The 17,941-nt window shown below is 60.3% G+C and carries 14 protein-coding genes, 3 tRNA genes and 1 pseudogene; 11 read left to right on the top strand and 7 right to left on the bottom strand.

Translation table 11 applies throughout. The features are described from left to right. Positions 1-50 precede the first annotated feature (50 nt). Positions 51-908: a MurR/RpiR family transcriptional regulator gene (locus tag PMX72_RS04975; protein WP_233543324.1), complete on the bottom strand. Its 858-nt coding sequence runs from the start codon at positions 906-908 to the stop codon at positions 51-53. 272 nt (positions 909-1,180) lie between these two features. Here PMX72_RS04975 and PMX72_RS04970 point away from each other — a divergent pair, with 272 nt between their 5' ends. From PMX72_RS04970 to PMX72_RS04920, 11 genes are all read left to right on the top strand, one after another. Continuing rightward, positions 1,181-3,184, top strand: coding sequence for a fructose-specific PTS transporter subunit EIIC (locus PMX72_RS04970; protein WP_118334405.1), 2,004 nt, complete (start codon positions 1,181-1,183; stop codon positions 3,182-3,184). Between the two features lie 507 nt (positions 3,185-3,691). Then, the gene (locus PMX72_RS04965; RefSeq protein ID WP_022094575.1) at positions 3,692-3,955 is read left to right on the top strand and encodes an HPr family phosphocarrier protein; all 264 of its coding nucleotides are present in this window, start codon (positions 3,692-3,694) and stop codon (positions 3,953-3,955) included. 133 nt (positions 3,956-4,088) lie between these two features. Continuing rightward, a complete protein-coding gene (ptsP, locus tag PMX72_RS04960; protein ID WP_118266421.1) occupies positions 4,089-5,792 on the top strand; it encodes a phosphoenolpyruvate--protein phosphotransferase in 1,704 nt (567 codons plus the stop codon). Positions 5,793-5,866: 74 nt separating this feature from the next. Continuing rightward, positions 5,867-6,799 (top strand): 1-phosphofructokinase family hexose kinase, encoded by a 933-nt coding sequence (locus tag PMX72_RS04955; RefSeq protein WP_271729137.1) that lies wholly within the window; start codon positions 5,867-5,869, stop codon positions 6,797-6,799. Between the two features lie 184 nt (positions 6,800-6,983). Beyond that, a complete protein-coding gene (locus PMX72_RS04950; protein ID WP_271729136.1) occupies positions 6,984-7,916 on the top strand; it encodes a 1-phosphofructokinase family hexose kinase in 933 nt (310 codons plus the stop codon). A 164-nt stretch (positions 7,917-8,080) separates the two neighbouring features. After that, complete coding sequence (locus PMX72_RS04945; RefSeq protein WP_271729135.1) at positions 8,081-9,475, top strand: CCA tRNA nucleotidyltransferase; 1,395 nt, start codon at positions 8,081-8,083, stop codon at positions 9,473-9,475. Between the two features lie 152 nt (positions 9,476-9,627). After that, positions 9,628-9,704, top strand: a tRNA-Glu gene (locus PMX72_RS04940). Between the two features lie 22 nt (positions 9,705-9,726). After that, a tRNA-Glu gene (locus PMX72_RS04935) sits at positions 9,727-9,803 on the top strand. A 22-nt stretch (positions 9,804-9,825) separates the two neighbouring features. Then, positions 9,826-9,899 (top strand) — tRNA-Glu (locus PMX72_RS04930). Positions 9,900-10,053: 154 nt separating this feature from the next. Then, on the top strand, positions 10,054-11,358 hold the full coding sequence (locus tag PMX72_RS04925) for a lysylphosphatidylglycerol synthase transmembrane domain-containing protein (RefSeq protein ID WP_271729134.1): 1,305 nt from the start codon (positions 10,054-10,056) through the stop codon (positions 11,356-11,358). A gap of 118 nt (positions 11,359-11,476) precedes the next feature. After that, positions 11,477-12,088, top strand: coding sequence for a TetR/AcrR family transcriptional regulator (locus PMX72_RS04920; protein WP_271729133.1), 612 nt, complete (start codon positions 11,477-11,479; stop codon positions 12,086-12,088). A gap of 3 nt (positions 12,089-12,091) precedes the next feature. Here the strand turns inward: PMX72_RS04920 and PMX72_RS04915 are convergent. The 6 genes and pseudogenes from PMX72_RS04915 to PMX72_RS04890 form a co-directional block, all read right to left on the bottom strand. Beyond that, a pseudogene (locus PMX72_RS04915) lies at positions 12,092-12,316 on the bottom strand (DDE-type integrase/transposase/recombinase); the annotation flags it as partial. A 29-nt stretch (positions 12,317-12,345) separates the two neighbouring features. Further along, on the bottom strand, positions 12,346-13,662 hold the full coding sequence (locus PMX72_RS04910; RefSeq protein WP_271729132.1) for an ABC transporter ATP-binding protein: 1,317 nt from the start codon (positions 13,660-13,662) through the stop codon (positions 12,346-12,348). Further along, the gene (locus PMX72_RS04905; RefSeq protein ID WP_271729131.1) at positions 13,663-14,685 is read right to left on the bottom strand and encodes a FecCD family ABC transporter permease; all 1,023 of its coding nucleotides are present in this window, start codon (positions 14,683-14,685) and stop codon (positions 13,663-13,665) included. Between the two features lie 22 nt (positions 14,686-14,707). Next, a complete protein-coding gene (locus tag PMX72_RS04900; RefSeq protein WP_271729130.1) occupies positions 14,708-16,279 on the bottom strand; it encodes an ABC transporter substrate-binding protein in 1,572 nt (523 codons plus the stop codon). Between the two features lie 4 nt (positions 16,280-16,283). Next, entirely contained in the window at positions 16,284-16,817 is a 534-nt protein-coding gene (locus tag PMX72_RS04895; RefSeq protein WP_089571779.1) for a hypothetical protein, read from the bottom strand. 144 nt (positions 16,818-16,961) lie between these two features. Next, positions 16,962-17,888, bottom strand: coding sequence for a sirohydrochlorin cobaltochelatase (locus PMX72_RS04890; RefSeq protein WP_089571781.1), 927 nt, complete (start codon positions 17,886-17,888; stop codon positions 16,962-16,964). Between the last annotated feature and the right edge of the window lie 53 nt (positions 17,889-17,941).

Raw genomic sequence — 17,941 nt, 5'->3', positions numbered from 1 at the left:
GCGGTGTTGGTGGGACAAAATAGACTGAAATTTATGTCCCACTACGCGTTTTACTCAACGACCTTGTCCGGCTGGATGAGCTCCTCGTAGTAGCTGATATGTTCGCGAGCGTCTTCAATCTCGGGCAGCAGGAAGTTGTAGATAACTTCGATGATCATCGTGGCGCTGATCTTGGAGAACGCAAAGTCACCCGTCGTCAGCAGCGCCTCGTGGTTGACGGTATTAAAAGTGTAGTCTGCCAGGCGCGCGAGTGGAGACTTGCTGTCGCTGCTGATGACGACTACGGTGGCACCGCAGTCGCGAGCCGCTTTTGCCATGCGATTCAGTCGGCGCGACTTGCCGGAGTTTGAGATGAGCACGATGACGTCACCCGGGTGCAACGTGAGCGCAAAGCCGATTGATGTCTCGCTAATGGTGCTCGCCATGCAGCGCAGGCCCAGCTGCGAAAACTTAAACGTCGCATCGAGCGCGACCGCGTTCGTATTGCCCACAGCCGCAAACTCAATAACCCCTGCATGCTTAAGGGCATGCACAACAGCCGCTAACGTATCGTGGTCGATCCCGTCGATGGTCGCATTAAGCTCGCTCACCTTGGCAGCCAGGATGTTCTTAAGGCTCTGCTCCATATTGTCGAGCGAGACTTCGTCAGTCAGGCCCTCGTTGCGCTGGCTTTCCAAATCCCTCGCCAACGAAAACTGAAAGCTGCGGAAGCTGCCAAAGCCAAGCTTGCGGCAGAAGCGCGAAACGGTCGCCTCGGACGTGGCGGCGGCGCGCGAGAGCTGAGCCGCCGTGAGGCGTGGCGCCTCGGACTGGTGCTCCAATATATAGTCGACAATACGCTGCTCGGACTCGCTGTATCCCTGATGGGTACTAATGAGGGAAAGTGCGCTCTTGCTACTATCGGTCATGGATGGCTCCTGGTTGGCATGAAAATCGGACTCGTTTTGTAATGTCATAGTATAGGGGGATTTTCAATTACAAGATACACCTTGCCGTTTCAAGTGTTGATGGTAAACTTTCACCTACCGTTTACGGTTATGAAAGAACCTTTCACCGGAGAATTGCGCCTTGTCTCTTCTCACGCGGACGGTAGGTTGGTATCTTTCAGTTGTGGAAAAGCGCGCAAGGACGCGCGTGTAGGGGAGCGCCTGCGGGCGCAAAACTTAAAAAGGAGGGACACATGGCTAAGTTTGACATCATCGCCGCCACCGGTTGCCCGACCGGCATTGCGCACACCTTCATGGCGAAGGAGGCACTGGAGAAGGCAGCTGCCGAGCGAGGTCTGACTATTAAGGTCGAGACCCATGGCCAGGTCGGTGTCGAGAACGAGCTCACCAAGAGCGAGATCACCGGTGCCAAGGCCGTCGTCGTCGCAGCCGATAAGGATGTCCAGGCTGAGCGTTTCGCCGGCAAGCCCATGGTTTCCGTTGGTGTTTCCAAGGCCCTGTCCGTTGAGGCCGCCGGTAAGCTGATTGACCGCGCGCTCGCCGCCAAGGGCGACAACACGGTTGCAGCCGCTGCCGATGTCGAGGACGAGGCCGAGGAGAAGGAGTCCATCGGTCACGTCATCTACAAGCACCTTATGAACGGCGTCAGCCATATGCTGGTCTTCGTCGTTGCCGGTGGTGTCCTGACCGCCGTCTCGTTCCTGTGGGGCATTACGTCCTTCGATTCGACGGCGTCTGACTACAACAGCTTTGCTGCGATGCTCAAGATCATCGGCGGCATCGCCATGAACCTCATGGTTCCGGTACTTTCCGCCTACATCGCCGAGTCCATCGGTAAGCGCCCGGCGCTCGTCCCTGGTTTTGTTGCCGGTATGATCGCCATTCAGGGCCTGCCTGTTAACGCCGAGACCGGCATGATCGACGCCGGTGGCGCCGGCGTGGGCTTCGGCTTCCTGGGCGGCATCGTCGGCGGCTTCCTCGCTGGCTATGTCATCCTGCTGCTCGAGAAGGTCTTTGCCGGTCTGCCCAAGAACCTGGACGGCCTCAAGGCTATCTTCCTGTACCCGCTGTTCTCGACCGCCATCGTCGGTCTGGTCATGCTCGGCATCTCTGGCCCCATGGCTGCCATCAACACTGCCATGATGGACTTCCTCAAGGGCCTGTCCGCCTCTGGCGCCGTTGTCCTGGGTCTTGCCATCGGCTGCATGTGTGCCTTTGACATGGGTGGCCCGGTCAACAAGGCTGCTTACGTCACCGGTACCGCTATGCTCACCGAGGCGCTGGCTGCTGGCGTTGGCACCGATACCTACAACTTCGGCACCAACTTCATGGCTGCCGTCTCCGCCGCCTGCATCGTTCCGCCGCTGATCACCACCTTTGCCGTCGTTGTCGGCAAGAAGTACTTCAGCCAGGAGGATCACGACGCCGGTGTCGTCAACCTCATCCTTGGTTGCACCCACATCACCGAGGGCGCCATTCCGTTCATGACCAAGAACATCTGGCCGGTCATGCCCATCATGATGCTCGGTTCCTCTATCGCTTCGATCCTGACCATCATGTTCAACGTTCACGATCCGGCGCCTCACGGTGGCTTCCTGGTCCTGCCCGTTGTCGAGAACGGTCCGCTGTGGGTCCTCGCGATCCTCATCGGCGCTGTTGTCGGTGGCATCCTGTTCGTGGCCTTCAAGAAGTACGACTTCGAGAAGAATCAGAAGGCCGCTCCTGCAGCCAAGCCCGTTGAGGCCCCCAAGGCCGCTGCCGTCGAGGCTCCCAAGGCCGAGGCTGCCGACTTCGTGAAGGTCGAGAATGTCTTTGTCGCCGAGGACTTCGCTTCTCGTGACGAGGCTCTGAGCTTCGTTTCCAACCAGGCCGTCAAGGCCGGTATCGCAAACGACGCCGACGCCGTGATGAACGCCTTCCTGGCCCGCGAGGCCGAGGGCACCACGGGCATGATGGAGGGCTTCGCCATTCCGCATGCCAAGTCCGACGCCATTACCGAGGCTGCCGTCATCGTCGTCAAGGACGAGTCCGGCGTGACCGGTTGGGACACCATGGACGGCGCTCCCGTCAACGTGGGCATCGCCCTGCTCATCCCTGGTGCACAGGCTGGCACCACGCACCTCAAGATCCTGTCCAAGGTCGCCGAGGCGCTCATGGACGAGGACTTCCGTGCCACCGTCAAGGGTTCCACCGACGCCGCCGAGATCGCCAAGACGATCAACGCCCGCCTGGTCTAATTCCGCAGTACGCGAATAACATCGCCCCCTGTAACAAAGGCGAGGACTCCCTACGGGTCCTCGCCTTTTTTCATACCAAGCGGCACTCAGGGACGTTCCTTTTCTGCCGGCACCCCGGGACACTCCTTAGTACCCAACAGGGCATAAATAGCCCTCATCGAGTGAATCACCCACGCGAACAATAATTCAGCCAGAATTCCTTTTGCACGATATTTCTTGGACGGAAGCATGTTCCCGCAGCTCGCCTGCCGGGCGGGGCGGTTAAGTTTGTCGCGAGTTCCGCACGCAAAGGAAAGCACTTAATGTGCTTTCCGTCTTGCGCAGGATTGTAGAGCAGCAAACTTAACCGCCCCGCCCGGCAGGCGAGCGGACAGCGAACGACATCTGTCCAACAATTCGTGCGAAACACAATGAAAAACCGTTTGATGTGAGTTAATATAAACAACGTCGTGAATCTGACTCCTGCCACATGCATGACAGGGGTTAAACACAAAAAAGGAGTCAATTATGGTTTCTGAGAAGGCTACCCTCGTTAATCCTCAGGGTCTGCACATGCGTCCGGCTGGTCTGTTCGCCTCCACCATGGGCAAGTACGCCTGTGACGTGACGGTCGTCACCCCCGAGAAGGAGGTCAACGGCAAGTCCCCGATGGCCCTCATGGCTGCTGGTATCCCCTGCGGCACCGAGGTCGAGGTCAAGTGCGACGGCGCCGACGAGGCCGAGGCTCTGGCTGCTGCCATCGAGCTCATCAAGAGCGGTCTTGGCGAGTAGAACTCAAACGGGTCGCATGTTGAACAACTAAGTTCATATTTGGGGGCGCAGTGACCTGTCTTAAGGTAGCTGCGCTCTTTTGTCATGGATATGGCAAAACGCTTTATCACATGACACGGAGAGAGGAATGGGAATGTATCAGGGAGTCAACGCTTCCGAGGGCATCGGTATCGGCACCGTCATGGTCGCCGTCGATCCCGACTTGACGTTTGAGCCGCACGAGGTTGCTGATTCGGCAGCAGAGAAGGAGCGCTATCAGACCGCTCTTTCGGTCTTCTGCGAGAAGACCCAGGCTCAGGCCGACCACATGAAGGAGACGGTGGGCGAGGCCGAGGCCGAGATCATGAGCGGACACATTGTCCTGGCTCAGGATCCGGGCATGACCGACGCCATCAACGCCGCCATTGACGGCGGCACCTGCGCCGAGCAGGCGCTCATGGACACCTCGACCATGTTCGAGAACATGTTCCTGTCCATGGACGATGAGATGTTCCGTCTGCGCGCGGCCGACATCGCCGACATCCGCACCGGTATTCTGGCCGAGCTGCTGGGCAAGGAGGTCGTCGACCTTTCCGTCCTGCCCGAGAACACCGTCGTTGTCGTGCACGACCTCACGCCGTCCATGACCGCCACGATCGATAAGGCCCACGTTGCCGGTATCGTCACCGAGACTGGTGGCCGCACGTCGCACTCCGCAATCATTGCGCGCGCCCTCGAGATCCCGGCTGTCCTTTCGGTTTCCAACAGCTGCACCGCACTGCGCAACGGCATGACCGTTGTCGTTGACGGTGGCAAGGGTATCGTCGAGGCCGATCCCGATGAGGAGACGCTCGCCGCCTACACTGCCAAGGCCGAGGCTTTTGCTGCCGAGAAGGCGGCTCTCGAGGCCTTCCGCGGCAAGCCGTCCGTGACTGCCGACGGTATCAAGAAGATCATTGCCTGCAACATCGGCAACCCCGATGACGTGCCCAACGCGCTCGATCACGATGCCGAGGCTATTGGCCTGTTCCGTTCCGAGTTCCTGTTCATGGACTCTGCTGAGCTTCCTTCCGAGGAGGAGCAGTTCAACGCCTACCGTAAGGTCGCCAGCGCGCTCAAGGGCGCTCCGGTCATCATCCGCACGCTCGATGTGGGTGGCGACAAGGAGATTCCGTACCTTCACATGGTCAAGGAAGAGAACCCCTTCATGGGCTTCCGTGCCGTGCGTTACTGCCTGGCCAACCCCGATCAGTACAAGGTCCAGCTCCGCGCCCTGTTGCGCGCCAGCGCCTTTGGTGACGTCAAGATCATGATCCCGCTCGTCACCTGCGTCGAGGAGGTCGTGGCCGTCAAGGAGCTCGTCGAGCAGTGCAAGACCGAGCTGACCGAAGAGGGTCGCAAGTTCAACGAGAACATCGAGGTCGGCATCATGGTCGAGACGCCTGCCGCCTCGCTGCTCGCTGACCGCCTGGCCGAGGTCGCCGACTTCTTCTCCATCGGCACCAACGACCTGATCGGCTACACCATGTGCGCCGACCGTGGCAACGACACCATCTCCAACCTGTACCAGGTTTACTATCCCGCCGTGCTCCGCTCGCTCAAGAACATCATCGAGAGCGGCGTGAAGGCCGGCATCATGGTCGGTATGTGCGGCGAGGCCGCTGCCGATCCGTTGCTCGAGCCGCTGCTGATCAGCTGGGGCCTGGAGGAGTTCTCGATGAGCGCTCCGTCCATCCTGCGCGCCCGCAAGACCATCAGCCAGTGGACCAAGGCCGAGTGCGACGAGCTCGCCGAGAAGGCGCTCGCCTGCAACACCGCTGCCGAGGTCAAGGCACTGCTCGAGTCCGCAGCTCGCTAATTTGGTATCAGAGGTAACCGCGTGGTTGGAATGGGCCGGCCACGCGGCCCTCACATATACAGGGGGTACTGTAAATGTTCTACACGCTAACCGCTAACCCGGCTGTCGACATGACGGTTTCGAGCTCTCCGCTCGAGCCCGACGAGAACGTCCGCACCGGCTCGGCCAGCTACACGGCTAACGGCAAGGGCCTCGACGTGTCCTTCGCCTTTAAGAAGATGGGCGTCGACACCGTCGCGCTCGGTTTCTTCGCCGGCTTCACGGGCAAGTTCATCGTCGAGGAGGTCATGAACCTGGGTTGCCTGTGCCGCCCGGTCTGGACCGACGGCATCACGCGTATCAACACCTACGTCAACGATGGCCAGCACGAGTACGGCATCCTGAACCCCGGTGCTCCGATCACGCCGCAGCACCAGGAGGAGCTCTACAACATCCTGGACACCGCGGGCGATCTTGAGTGCCTGATCGTCTCTGGCTCCGTGCCTCCCAAAGCTACGCCTGACTTCCTGGCAAAGGTCATGGAGCACGCTCAGGCCCGTGGCGCTGACGTCGTCCTGGACCTGTCCTCCGACAAGCTCAAGGAGCTCGCTCACAAGAAGCCGCTGCTCATTAAGCCGAACCATCACGAGATGAAGGCTATCTTCGGCGTGCCGGTCGACACCGACGACGAGGTCCGCGTTGCCATGAAGCTGGCTCACGAGGCCGGCGTCCAGAACGTGCTGCTCACCCGTGGTAGCCGCGGTGACGCTTACTTCTCCAACGGCGAGGACATCTGGTATGCCAAGCGTGAGTTCAACATCAAGCTTGTCTCTTCCGTCTGCGCCGGCGACTGCACCCTCGCTGCGTTCCTGCACAAGTGGTACAGGGATCGCGACAACGTCGAGGAGGCCATGAAGCTCGCTATGGCCACCGGCGCCAACGTTGCTGAGTCCGTCGGCATCGGCGACTTTGGTCACGTCGACGAGTACAGCAAGCGCGTTGCTGTCCGCAAGCTCGATCGCAAGTAAGCGAAACGCGACATATTCGTGCTCATGCGGCGCTCCGGTTTCGGCCGGGGCGCCGTTTTTTTGTCCCACTCGAACCTCGGAGCCGCGCTTCACGCGTTCCACACCGTTCACCGAGTTGTTGTAGCCTTTTGCCGAAACGTGGAATATACTTTCATTAACACGTTGCTTCGTGAAAGGAACATTCATGATTTACACGCTTACTGCAAATCCCGCTATTGACTACAACATCTCCTGCGATGGCCTGTCCGCCAACACCGTCACCCGCACCCGTAACGCCGTCTACACGCCCAACGGTAAGGGCCTCAACGTCTCGTTTACGCTCGACCACTACGATGTCGACACCACGATCCTGGGCTTCTTCGCAGGCTTCTCGGGTGAGTATATCGTTAAGGGCGCCGAGGCCCTGGGCGTGCCCGTCAAGCCCGTGTGGACTGACGGCATCACGCGCGTCAACGTGTTCCTCAATGCCGGCCCCGACACCGAGTACAACATGGTCAACGCCGGTGCCGCCATCAACGAAGCCAACGAGCAGGAGATGTTTGAGCTTATCGATTCGCTCGATGACATGACCTGCCTGGTTATCAGCGGCTCGCTGCCCCCCAACACCTCCGAGGGCTTCCTGGCAGAGGTCCTGCGTCGCGTGAAGGCGAAGGGCGCCGAGTTCGTGCTCGATATCTCGAGCCATCAGCTGGCCGACCTCATTGCCATGGAGCCGTTGCTCATTAAGCCCAACGACGACGAGCTGCTCGACATCTTTGGCATTAAGGTGAGCGGTGGCGACGACGAGTCCGTCAAGGGCGCCATGGCCGAGCTGCACGCCAAGGGCGCTAAGAATGTACTGCTGACGCTCGGCGGCGACGGCGCGTACTTCTCCAACGGCGAGCACATCTGGTTTGCCAACCGCACCTTCGACGTCAAGCTGCTGTCGACCGTCTGCGCGGGCGACTCCTCGCTGGCCGCCTTCCTGTCCGTGTGGCACGACGCCCCCGAGCGCGTCGAGGATGCCCTGCGCCTCTCGATGGCCACCGGCGCCAACGTGGTCGAGTGCCCGGGTCTGGGCGATTTTGCCAAGGTCGATGAGTATCAGAAGGGTATTGCAATCCGTCAGGTTTGCTAGTTCCGGCACCTTGCCTGAATAGTTCAATTATTTCGCATCCGTCTTAGACCAGGACGGATGCGTTTTTGTTTATCGGACTTGCGTGTGCAGTGGAGGCTGTTTCTTGCTAGACTTCTTGCAGACGCAATCGATAGCCAATTTGATAGTCGCAGGAGGCCATAGGCATGTGCAATGTTTCGCTCAACGGTACGCAGCCGACCGATGCCTCTATCCGTGTCCTGCGTGCGCTTGAGGCAGCAGGTCTTGAGGCTTGGTACGTGGGCGGTTGGGTACGTGATGCCCTGATGGGACGCCCCAGCCACGATGTTGACATGTGCTGCAGCGGCCTGTGGCAGGAGTCCAAAGAGGCGCTCGAAGCGGCTGATATTGCCGTGGTTGAGTCGGGCATTAAATTTGGCGGCATCACGGCTATTTGCGATGATGAGCGCATTGAGGTCACCACCTACCGCCTAGACGGCTTTTACACCGACGGCCGCCATCCCCAGAGTGTGGAGCGTGCGGCGTCGCTTGAGGACGATCTGGCGCGTCGTGACTTTACCGTTAACGCTATGGCCTGGCATCCCGAGCGTGGTCTTGTCGACCGCTACGATGGTCAGGGCGACCTAGACCGCAAGCTCATCCGCGCCGTTGGAGATCCCAAGCGTCGTTTTAACGAGGACGCGCTTCGCATGCTGCGCGCGGTGCGTTTTGCCTGCCGTCTGGATTTTATGATCGAGCCTAAGACTAAACAGGCGCTTGCCGAGTGCGCGCCGCTGCTCGATGCTGTGGCGCGCGAGCGCGTGGGCATTGAGCTCGAGGGTATCCTTTCGACCGGCCACGGGGGAGACGCCATGCTGCGCTACCCCGAGCTCATCTGCTCCGCCGTGCCCGAGTTGGCAGCGGGTCGCGGGTTTGATCAGCGCAGCGTCTATCATGCGTTTAACGTTTACGAGCATATCGCCCGTGTGCTGACGGTGGCGGGGGAGTTGGCGCTGTGCGACGGCTTTACACCCTCAATGAGCCTAATGTGGGCGGCGTTTTTGCACGACGTTTCCAAGCCCGATTGCTTTACGGTCGACCATGCGGGCAGCGGCCACTTTTACGGTCACCCCGAGCTCGGGGCCAAGAAGGCGCGCGCCATCATGGATCGCTTGGCGCTTTCGCACGACTTGGTCCGCGACGTGTGCCTGCTCATTAAGTACCACGACAAGCCGCTGCGCCCCGAGCGCTCCTGCCTGCTCAATATGATGCGCTTGCTTTCGGGCGAGGGCGTTGATACGCCGCGCCTGATGGACGAGCTTATGGACCTTAAGCGTGCCGACACGCTGGGCAAGGCGCCGTCGTGCTTCTATTACGTCGAGACGATCGAAGAGATGCGCTCACTCGCCCATGATTTGTTGGAGGCGGGGGAGCCCTATTCGCTCAAGATGCTTGCTATCAACGGCGGCGACTTGATTCGTGCCGGTGTGAAGCCGGGGCCCGAGCTAGGCCAGCTACTCAACGCCGCCCTCGAAGCCGTTATCGAGGACAACATCCCCAACAACCGCGAAGCCCTCCTGACTCATCTCCACCTAGGGTAGCTAAAATAGCCCCGTTCCAAATTTACTACCTTGTTGACCTGCGCGTTCCATAACCTCGCGACAAAATTTCGGCAATTTGGAATTTCTTCTTGCGCTTGCGTTTTTTGTCCCGTAATATATTTCCTCGCAGCACGGCAGTGCAGATGTCATGTGGCCCGTTCGTCTAGCGGTTTAGGACGCCGCCCTCTCAAGGCGGAGATCACCAGTTCGAATCTGGTACGGGCTACCACTTCTTTTCTGCTGAGGCTTATGGCCCGTTCGTCTAGCGGTTTAGGACGCCGCCCTCTCAAGGCGGAGATCACCAGTTCGAATCTGGTACGGGCTACCACTTCTTTTCTGCTGAGGCTTATGGCCCGTTCGTCTAGCGGTTTAGGACGCCGCCCTCTCAAGGCGGAGATCACCAGTTCGAATCTGGTACGGGCTACCTTGAATTTGAGACCCGGACTTCCCACGGAAGCCCGGGTTTTTTATTTCCGAGCAAACCATCTGCAATTCCCATTTGGCCCATAGCTTTACGTTCTGCTTGTGGCCCTTGCGGGTACAATATGCAAGATATTTGGACGGTCAGAAGGAGCCTCATGAAGGAGTCCTCTCAGCATACATCTAAGCCCCAGGTCGAGGTTGAGGCCTCGGGTGGCGATGACAACAAGGGTGCACGTCGCGGTGCCATTTTTATCGGCGTCGTGCTGGTTGGCTATATCGTTTATCTGATTGCGACCGGTCAGATGGGACAGTTCTGGGCTGCCATGTCGAGCGTTCAAGCGCCGTGGCTCGTTGCCGCATGCTTTTGCATGTTCCTATATCTGTTCTTTGGCATCGTCGCCTATGCGATTGCCGTCTGGCTCGATCCCAATTCGCCCGTCGGCATTCGCGACCTGATCTCGGTCGAGGCGAGCGGCATCTTCTTTGGCAACCTGACGCCCATGATGATGGGCTCTACGCCTGCCCAGATCTACCGCCTGACCAAGGCCGGCCAAAATGTCGGCGAGGCCGGTGCCACGCAGTTCACGCGCTTTATCGTGTATCAGTTTGGCCTTGTTGCCTGGGGCGCCATTCTGCTGCTTGCCCGCATGCCGTTTTTCGCCGAGCGCTATGGCGACATGACGCTGCTGTGCGTCTTTAGCTTTGGCGGTCACTGCTGCATTCTGCTTGGCATCTTTGCCGTCGCGCTCATGCCCAAGACCGTCACGCGCGTCGCACACTGCATCATCAATTGGCTCGAGCGAATGGGCGTCTCGGGCACTAAGATCGAGGGCTGGCGTACGTTTGTCGACGGCGAAATCTACTCGTTCTCCGAGAAGTTCAAGCTTTCGGCCGGCCACTTTTCGTCCATGCTGCTCACGGTGGTCATCACCATGTTGCAGCTCGCGTTTTTCTACCTCGTGCCGTATTTTCTGATGCTTGCCTTTGGCCACCACGAAGTCGACTTTTTCTCGGTCATGGCCGCGAGTGCCTTTGTTCAGCTCCTGAGCTCTGCTGTTCCCCTGCCCGGCGGCACCGGCGGCGCCGAGGGCGGCTTCGCACTGTTCCTGGGTCATTTCTTTGGATCGGCGTCGACCGCCGGTTATCTGCTGTGGCGCCTCATTACGTTTATCGCGCCGACGATTTTGGCCGCGCCCCTGCTGGGTCTTAAGAGCGCTCACAACGAGAGTATCCACGCACGCTGGGATCGCGCGATGCGCAAGCTCGGACGATCGCCTCAGACGTCCTCTAAGCCTGCAAAGCCCCATCCTGTGAATGCGGTTACCGTGGATCCCAATCAGCATGCTCAGAAGGCTTCTGGGGCCGCCAAACCGTCGCATAAGGCCTATGTGCGCCAGACAGGCGACGGCATCCGTGTGTCCCCGGCTGCTTTGAACAAAATGAAGCTCCCTAAGGCGTAACAGTTGGTCGTGCGTTCTTCATGTTGCCGGGCTTTTTTGTGCCGGATGGGGGATAATCCTCTTACGTAGATTAACTCTCATCTGTTGATGAATGCTCACATTCCGAAGGGACACGTCCATGGACACCAGCAAACCGCGCCTCGACCGTCGCATCGTTCGCAGCCGCAATGCCATCCTTTCTGCGTTTGAGCGCCTGCTGATGGATAAACCGCTTGCCGATATTACCGTGAGTGCCATCGCGCGTGAGGCAAATGTCGATCGTAAGACCTTCTACGTGCACTTTGGCACGGTCGACGGCCTGCTCGATGCCATCGCCGCCGATGTGGTCGAGATGATCGTCGACTCGGTCGAAAAGACGCTTTCCACTATGGGCAGTGACCCCAACGAGCGCGCCCTTGGAGCGGCGGCTACCTTCTTTAAGACCATCAACGAGGCACTTTGCAATAACCTCGTGCTCAATCGCCAGCTGATTGAAAACATCCCGCTCGACGATTTTATGACGCGTTTGCGCGTGCCGCTCGAGCATGAGATTGCCGAGCGCGACTTGCTGCCCCACGGCCTCAAGGACGAGATGTTCGATTACTATCTGGCGTTTTTGCTGTCCGGTATTATCGGTATCTATCGCACGTGGGCGCTGTCTGACGGTTCGGTTCCTATCGAGCGTGTCTCGGAGGTCGCCAACGACCTGACTCTCAATGGCCTGTCGAGTCTGGAATCTCGATTGGATTAGGCGCAGGCTCGAGTTCGCGAGGCGCTTGTCGGGGTGCAGCCCGATCGACCAGGCGACGAGCATCCCGCCGAAGCAGTCGATGACCGGGCTCAGGTAGACCTTCTCGCCGCCCGGGAGCCTGAACTCGGTGATGTCGGTGAGCCACAGCAGGTTGGGCTCGTCGGCGTGGAAATTCCTGTTTACGAGGTTCTCCGGCGCCTTGTAGACCTCGCCGGCGTAGGAGCTGTAGCCTGAGGATCCTTAAAAGAAAGTCCAGTTTATCCTTTCCACCCCAATTGGGAATCCTCCGATGCGCCTTCGCACGCTCGCATGACTTCGATACCGTGCGAGCGTGCGAACTCGACGAGCTCTGCGTTGCGGGCGTTAATGGTGCCGAAGGCGGCGGGGCACACGATAAGGCGCGCGCAGTGGACGAGGAGCTCTTTGGCGCGGGCTATGGTTTTATCCCCGATCGGCTCGAAGGCGCGCTCGACCACGCATTCCGCCGCCAAGTCGCGCGCGAGCTCGCAGTCGATGTCCCCTTCGTGCAGAACGCCCGCGTAGAACGCCTTGCCCTGCCGGATGAGCTGGCGAAACACAGCCGAACCCGTACCTGCGCCGGCGATGACGAACGTGTGCGCATCGCCGTGCGGGCGCCCAATTTCCACGCTGCCGAAGCGCTCGTTGAAGGTGCCATGCTGAAGGCCGTAGAGCTCGCCAATCGTCTCGCGCGTGAATATGTCCTCGGGTACGCCGGCGCGGAAGACCCGGCCGTCCTTCACGCAAATCACCTTGTCGGCGCTTTTCTGCGCGAGCTCGAGTTCGTGGATGGACATGATGACAGCCACATTCCGCGATTTCGCAAGGTGTCGAAGTATTCGCAGCAGGTCGATCTGGTAGCGGATATCGAGATACGACGTGGGCTCGTCGAGCACGAGCACACGCGGATCCTGCGCGATGGCGCGTGCGAGCATGACGCGCTGGCGTTGCCCGTCGCTTATCTGCATGAAGTCGCGCTCGGCGAGCTCTTCCACATGTGCGGTTTTCATGGCCTCGTCGACCCGACTATTGTCGTCGGGCGAGAGTGTGCCCATTCGCCCGGTGTAGGGATGCCTTCCCGCCTCTACGATATCGCGGCAGGTGAGGAGCTCGGTCCGGGGGCGATCTGTCAGCATAACGGCAAGGTTCCTTGCGAACTCCGCCGTCTTCCATCGGGAAATCTCCCGCCCGTCGAGCTCGACCGCGCCGGCAAGCGGTGCCAGATGGCGTGTGATGGTTTTCAAGATGGTCGACTTGCCCGAGCCGTTCGGCCCGATGAGCGCCACGACGTCGCCCGCGCGAACCTCCAGATCGACGCCTTCGACTACGACCTTCTTGTCGTAGCCCGCCGACAGGTCGCTTATGTGGAAAAGCGGCGCTCCGTCAGCCTGCGTTTCGACCGTAGTTTCGAGGTTCGGCTCCGCTCGGAGGAGGCGTTCCGCGCGCAGTTCCGCACGAGCCGAAAGTGCCTTCTGGCGCTTTCGTGCGAGCTCAGGACTGTCTAAGCATGGAATGTCCCCTCCGAGCGTTTTGGGCCGCGGCACGAATTCCCCCATCTACCTCACCCGCTTCTTCAACATGAGCGCGATAACCACCGGAGCGCCGAAGATGGCGGTGACGGCGCTGATGGAAAGCTCGACGGGAGAGAACAGCGTGCGCGCGATCAAATCGCAGCCCGCGCAGAAGATGGCGCCTCCCAAGAAGCACGCAGGAATCACGCGGATGGGCTTCGACGACTTTAGCGCCGACTTCACGAGATGCGGAACCGCGATGCCTACGAACGACACCGGACCAGCGAACGCGGTCACGCAGGCGGAGAGCATGCTCGCTAGAAGGACGAGCACCACGCGGAAGCGTTCGACGTTCACGCCGACGCTTTTCGCGTAGGCTTCTCCCAGTTGGAAGGCGGAAAGGGGCTTCGATATCGCGAATACGCATGCGCTCACGGTAATCACCACGACCGCGATGACCGCGATGTCGTCCCAGCTCGAACCCGAGAAGCTACCCAAAGACCAGTTGTGCAGGTTCACGATGGACTGGTCGTCGGCGAAGGCGATGAGGAAGTTCGTCGCCGCCGAGCAGATGTATCCCACCATGACGCCCGCCACGATGAGCATGGCCATGGAACTTATGCGCCGTGCGATGAGGAGCACGAAGCCGATGGTGATAAGCGAGCCCAGAAACGCTGCGGCCACCATGGCCGGCGAGGACATGGCCTGGTTCGCGCCTAGAAGTACGATCATCGTAAGCGCGACGACGAACTTTGCGCCCGAGGAGACGCCCAAGATGAACGGGTCGGCGATGGGGTTGTTGAAAAACGTCTGCAGCAGGAACCCGGAAAGCGAAAGTGCCCCGCCGAGAAGCACGGCTGAAAGCACGCGCGGCAGGCGAATCTCCCAGATGACCTGGCTTTCCATGGAATTGGCCGCGCCGCCCGAAAGGATGCCGGGGATGTGGTCTGCGGGCACGAGCACGCTCCCGATGCACAGGTTGGCCCCGACGAGCACGATGAGGGCAACAGCGAGCAGCGACGTCACGACGCGACACCGCGCGGCGCGCCCCGATTCGTCGTATGCCATGGAAAGCCGGCTTCTCATGGCGCTAACCGAGCTTCCTCAGATAATGGAAGTCGCTCGCGTCATCGCCGGTGAACGCCCCGTGCAGCTCGTCGATAATGTCGGCGGTAGAAGTCATCTGCTGGTACATGTCGGCGCTTGTGACCCAGACGTTGCCGTTCTTCACGGCTTTGAACTGCGACAATAGCGCGTTTTTGCCTACGAAGTCGTTCAAGGTGGCAACCGATTCGTCGATGGTGCCGTTGTAGACGATGATGTCGGCATCCTTAGCCGTCGCGTAGAAGCGCTCCATTTCGAGCGTTACTGACGAACCTGACGTCGACGCCGTCTGCGCGTCATCGAGCGCATAGCTGCCGCCTGCAAGCTCGATCATCTGCGCCACGTAGTCGCCCGCCCGCCGCGTGACGGCGGCCCCGTTCGAGTTAATGTAGAAATACGCCACGGTTTTACCTGACGACGCGAGCCCCGACGTTTGCTCGACGCGGGCCTTCTGCTCGTTGAACAGGTGCGCGGCCTCGTCTTCCTTGTCGAACAGGACGCCGAAAAGCTTAATCCACTCGACGCGCCCGAGTGCTTCGGGCTCGCTCGACGACTGTTCGGTGAGCACGACGAGCCCGAGCTTCTGCAGCTTTTCCTTCACATCGGGCGTGTGGTTGATCATGGTGTTCTCGATGGCGAGCGTGCAGCCCGAGGCCGATATTCGCTCGTAGTCGGGCGCGCTGTACTTGCCGCCGTAGGCGATCGCCCCACTTTCGAGCGCGCTTTTGAAGCCTGCGACCGAGCAATCGTCGGCCTTCGTGCCCGACATGATGATATTGTCGTTCGCATCGAGCGCGTCGACCAGGCACATCGTCGCCGACGACACGAGGTACACCTTGTCGGCGGGGCGCCTTATGACCGCGATGTCGGAGCTCAACCCATCAGGTACCTTCGCATCTTGCGGCACCACGAGGAAACGCTCCCCATTCGAAACGCAGATAAGCCGCAGACCGCCTTCGAACTCGTCGACAGTGAAGTGCTCGGCGAATTCAAGCTGAAGCGCCCCCGTCGGCTCCCAGCCGCAGCCCAAATCGGCGTTGTGGAAGTCGGCCGCGGCGCTTGAAGCCGTTCCTGCAGGGGAGCCGCCGCTTGCATCGTCGCCCGATTTCTCCTTCATGGTGGATGAGTCGAAGTGGATCGTGTAGTCGATGGTGTGCGGCGTCGACATGGCGACGGTCTCGGCCGACACGGCGATGTCCTCGTCGAGCGTGACGGGTATCTCGAACGTGGAGTTGCCGCCGTCGTTTACGGGAGCGTAGTCCACGCCGTCGACGGTCATCTTGTCGTAGTTCGAACTCGACCAGGTGATGGTCGCGGTGTAGGTGTCGCCATCCTTCACAATTGTGGTGGGTGAGGCGATGCTTGCGCGCCCTGACCCGCCGGAAAGCGAGACATTCACAGTGTATTCCTGAGAGCCCGCCGTGCCACCGGTTGCGTTCGGGCTCGCACTGCACCCCGCGAAGGGAAGCGCGAGCAGGGCGACGAGAACGCAGGTGATCGCGCGCGCCGCGATGCTGTGGCGCTTCCTGTTTTCCCCCTTGGGGAGAATCAACCGCATGGCGTTACTTCAGTGCGTCGGCGCGCAGATCGACGCCGGCGGATTCGAACACAAGCGTGCGGTCGTACCACTGCTCTTTTCTAATACTCCACGCGGCACAGGCGGTGTCCTCGTCGAGCGCATCAACGGGCACGTCGTAGGTGTACTTGCCTTCCGCGTTTTCCACATAGGGGATGAAGTCGGCCTCGCTCGCGGCGGCAGCCTCGTCGCCCGTGCCCATGAAGAGCTTGCCGTAGCCCGTGCCGGAAAGCGTCATCACGCAGTGCATGGAGCCGTTTTCCACGATGAGCTGGGCGTCCACAATCCTGAACATGTTCGAGCTGGAATCTACGGTGATCGGATAGGTGCCGTCGGCCACCTTGTCGGCGGTGATGGGGGCAGCGCTTGCGCCCTCGGTCGCATCGGCCGCCTGCTCGGTCTTTTCCTGGGAATCGGTATTGCTTGCCTTTGCGCTGTCGCTTGAATTTCCGGCGCAGCCGGCGAGCGAGAACGCGAGAAGCGCCGCCGACAGGGCGAAGACGAGGGTTTTCTTCAACATGGAGGGGTTCCTTTCAATCGCTTCTACCGCCCGCGCCGTGCGGTGGGCGGGCGGGATGCGAATGCAACGGGCATGCGCCGTCGGTCGGGGAAGGCGCATGCCCGTTGCACGGGGACGCGACCGGCGCCCCCGTGCGCGGCGAGTTTACAGCTTGGCGATGGCGTCGTCCACGTGCGAGACGTAGATGTCGTCGACCGCGGCGTTCTGTCCCAGACCCTGGAGCAGGCACGTCACTTCGAAGCCGGCGGCCACGAACTTCGCAGCCCAGCTGTCGGGGTCGGTCTCGTCTGCCATGTCGTTGTTCGCGTGGTCGCCCGCGACCACCATGAACGGCGCGAGCACGGCCTTCTTGTACCCTGCGGCGCTCGCAGCGGCGATAACATCCTCGCAGGTCGGTTCAGCCTCGACGGTGCCGACGAAGAACTGCGTCAAGCCCTCGTTTTTGAACACTTCCTGCATCTTGGCATAGTCGGCGTTGGAATCGGCTTCGGTGCCGTGGCCCATGAGGCACAGCGCCGTCTTGCCGTCGTCGAAGGACGCCATGTTCTCCTTAATGGCTGCGGCCACCTTCTTGTAGTCGTCGTCGGAGGTGAGCAGCGGGTCGCCGAGCGAGATCTTGTCGAACTTGTCGGCGTACTTGTCGAGCTCGTCTTTCACGTCGGCGTATTCCAGGCCAGCCATGAGATGCGTCGGCTGCACGACGATTTCCTTCACGCCGTCTTCCACGCAGCGGTCGAGCGCCTCGGTCATGTTGTCGATCGTGATGCCGTCGCGCTTCTTCAGTTTGTCGATGATGATCTGCGCGGTGAAGGCGCGGCGGATGTCGTAGTCCTGCCAGTACTTCTCGCGGATAGCGTCTTCGATGGCGCCGATGGTGATGTGGCGCGAGTCGTTGTAGCTCGTGCCGAAGCTCGTGACGAGAATGACCGGCTTCACGGCCTTCTCCTTTTCGCTCGATTTCTCGGGACTCGCGGAGGTGCTGGAGCAGCCCGCGAGCGCGAATCCGGCGAGCGCGACGGCTCCGGTTGCTGCGGCGCCCATGAAGCCGCGGCGTGACATCTGGTCGGACATGGTTTTCCCTTTCCTCGGTTTGCCGGTCCCCCGGCGACAGTTGCTTATCGGCA

The organism is Collinsella aerofaciens, assembly GCF_028207065.1.
Classification (GTDB): domain Bacteria; phylum Actinomycetota; class Coriobacteriia; order Coriobacteriales; family Coriobacteriaceae; genus Collinsella; species Collinsella aerofaciens_AR.
The sequence above is the reverse complement of the archived record's forward strand: the minus strand, read 5'-3'. Positions and strand labels throughout refer to the sequence as shown.

Excerpts from the sequence above, each read along its gene's own strand:
- PMX72_RS04895 (WP_089571779.1), bottom strand. The coding sequence starts at position 16,817 with ATGTTGAAGAAAACCCTCGTCTTCGCCCTGTCGGCGGCGCTTCTCGCG.
- PMX72_RS04970 (WP_118334405.1), top strand. The coding sequence starts at position 1,181 with ATGGCTAAGTTTGACATCATCGCCGCCACCGGTTGCCCGACCGGCATT.
- PMX72_RS04925 (WP_271729134.1), top strand. The coding sequence starts at position 10,054 with ATGAAGGAGTCCTCTCAGCATACATCTAAGCCCCAGGTCGAGGTTGAG.
- PMX72_RS04910 (WP_271729132.1), bottom strand. The coding sequence starts at position 13,662 with ATGGGGGAATTCGTGCCGCGGCCCAAAACGCTCGGAGGGGACATTCCA.
- ptsP (WP_118266421.1), top strand. The coding sequence starts at position 4,089 with ATGTATCAGGGAGTCAACGCTTCCGAGGGCATCGGTATCGGCACCGTC.
- PMX72_RS04945 (WP_271729135.1), top strand. The coding sequence starts at position 8,081 with ATGTGCAATGTTTCGCTCAACGGTACGCAGCCGACCGATGCCTCTATC.
- PMX72_RS04975 (WP_233543324.1), bottom strand. The coding sequence starts at position 908 with ATGACCGATAGTAGCAAGAGCGCACTTTCCCTCATTAGTACCCATCAG.
- PMX72_RS04955 (WP_271729137.1), top strand. The coding sequence starts at position 5,867 with ATGTTCTACACGCTAACCGCTAACCCGGCTGTCGACATGACGGTTTCG.
- PMX72_RS04965 (WP_022094575.1), top strand. The coding sequence starts at position 3,692 with ATGGTTTCTGAGAAGGCTACCCTCGTTAATCCTCAGGGTCTGCACATG.
- PMX72_RS04920 (WP_271729133.1), top strand. The coding sequence starts at position 11,477 with ATGGACACCAGCAAACCGCGCCTCGACCGTCGCATCGTTCGCAGCCGC.
- PMX72_RS04905 (WP_271729131.1), bottom strand. The coding sequence starts at position 14,685 with ATGGCATACGACGAATCGGGGCGCGCCGCGCGGTGTCGCGTCGTGACG.
- PMX72_RS04900 (WP_271729130.1), bottom strand. The coding sequence starts at position 16,279 with ATGCGGTTGATTCTCCCCAAGGGGGAAAACAGGAAGCGCCACAGCATC.
- PMX72_RS04890 (WP_089571781.1), bottom strand. The coding sequence starts at position 17,888 with ATGTCCGACCAGATGTCACGCCGCGGCTTCATGGGCGCCGCAGCAACC.
- PMX72_RS04950 (WP_271729136.1), top strand. The coding sequence starts at position 6,984 with ATGATTTACACGCTTACTGCAAATCCCGCTATTGACTACAACATCTCC.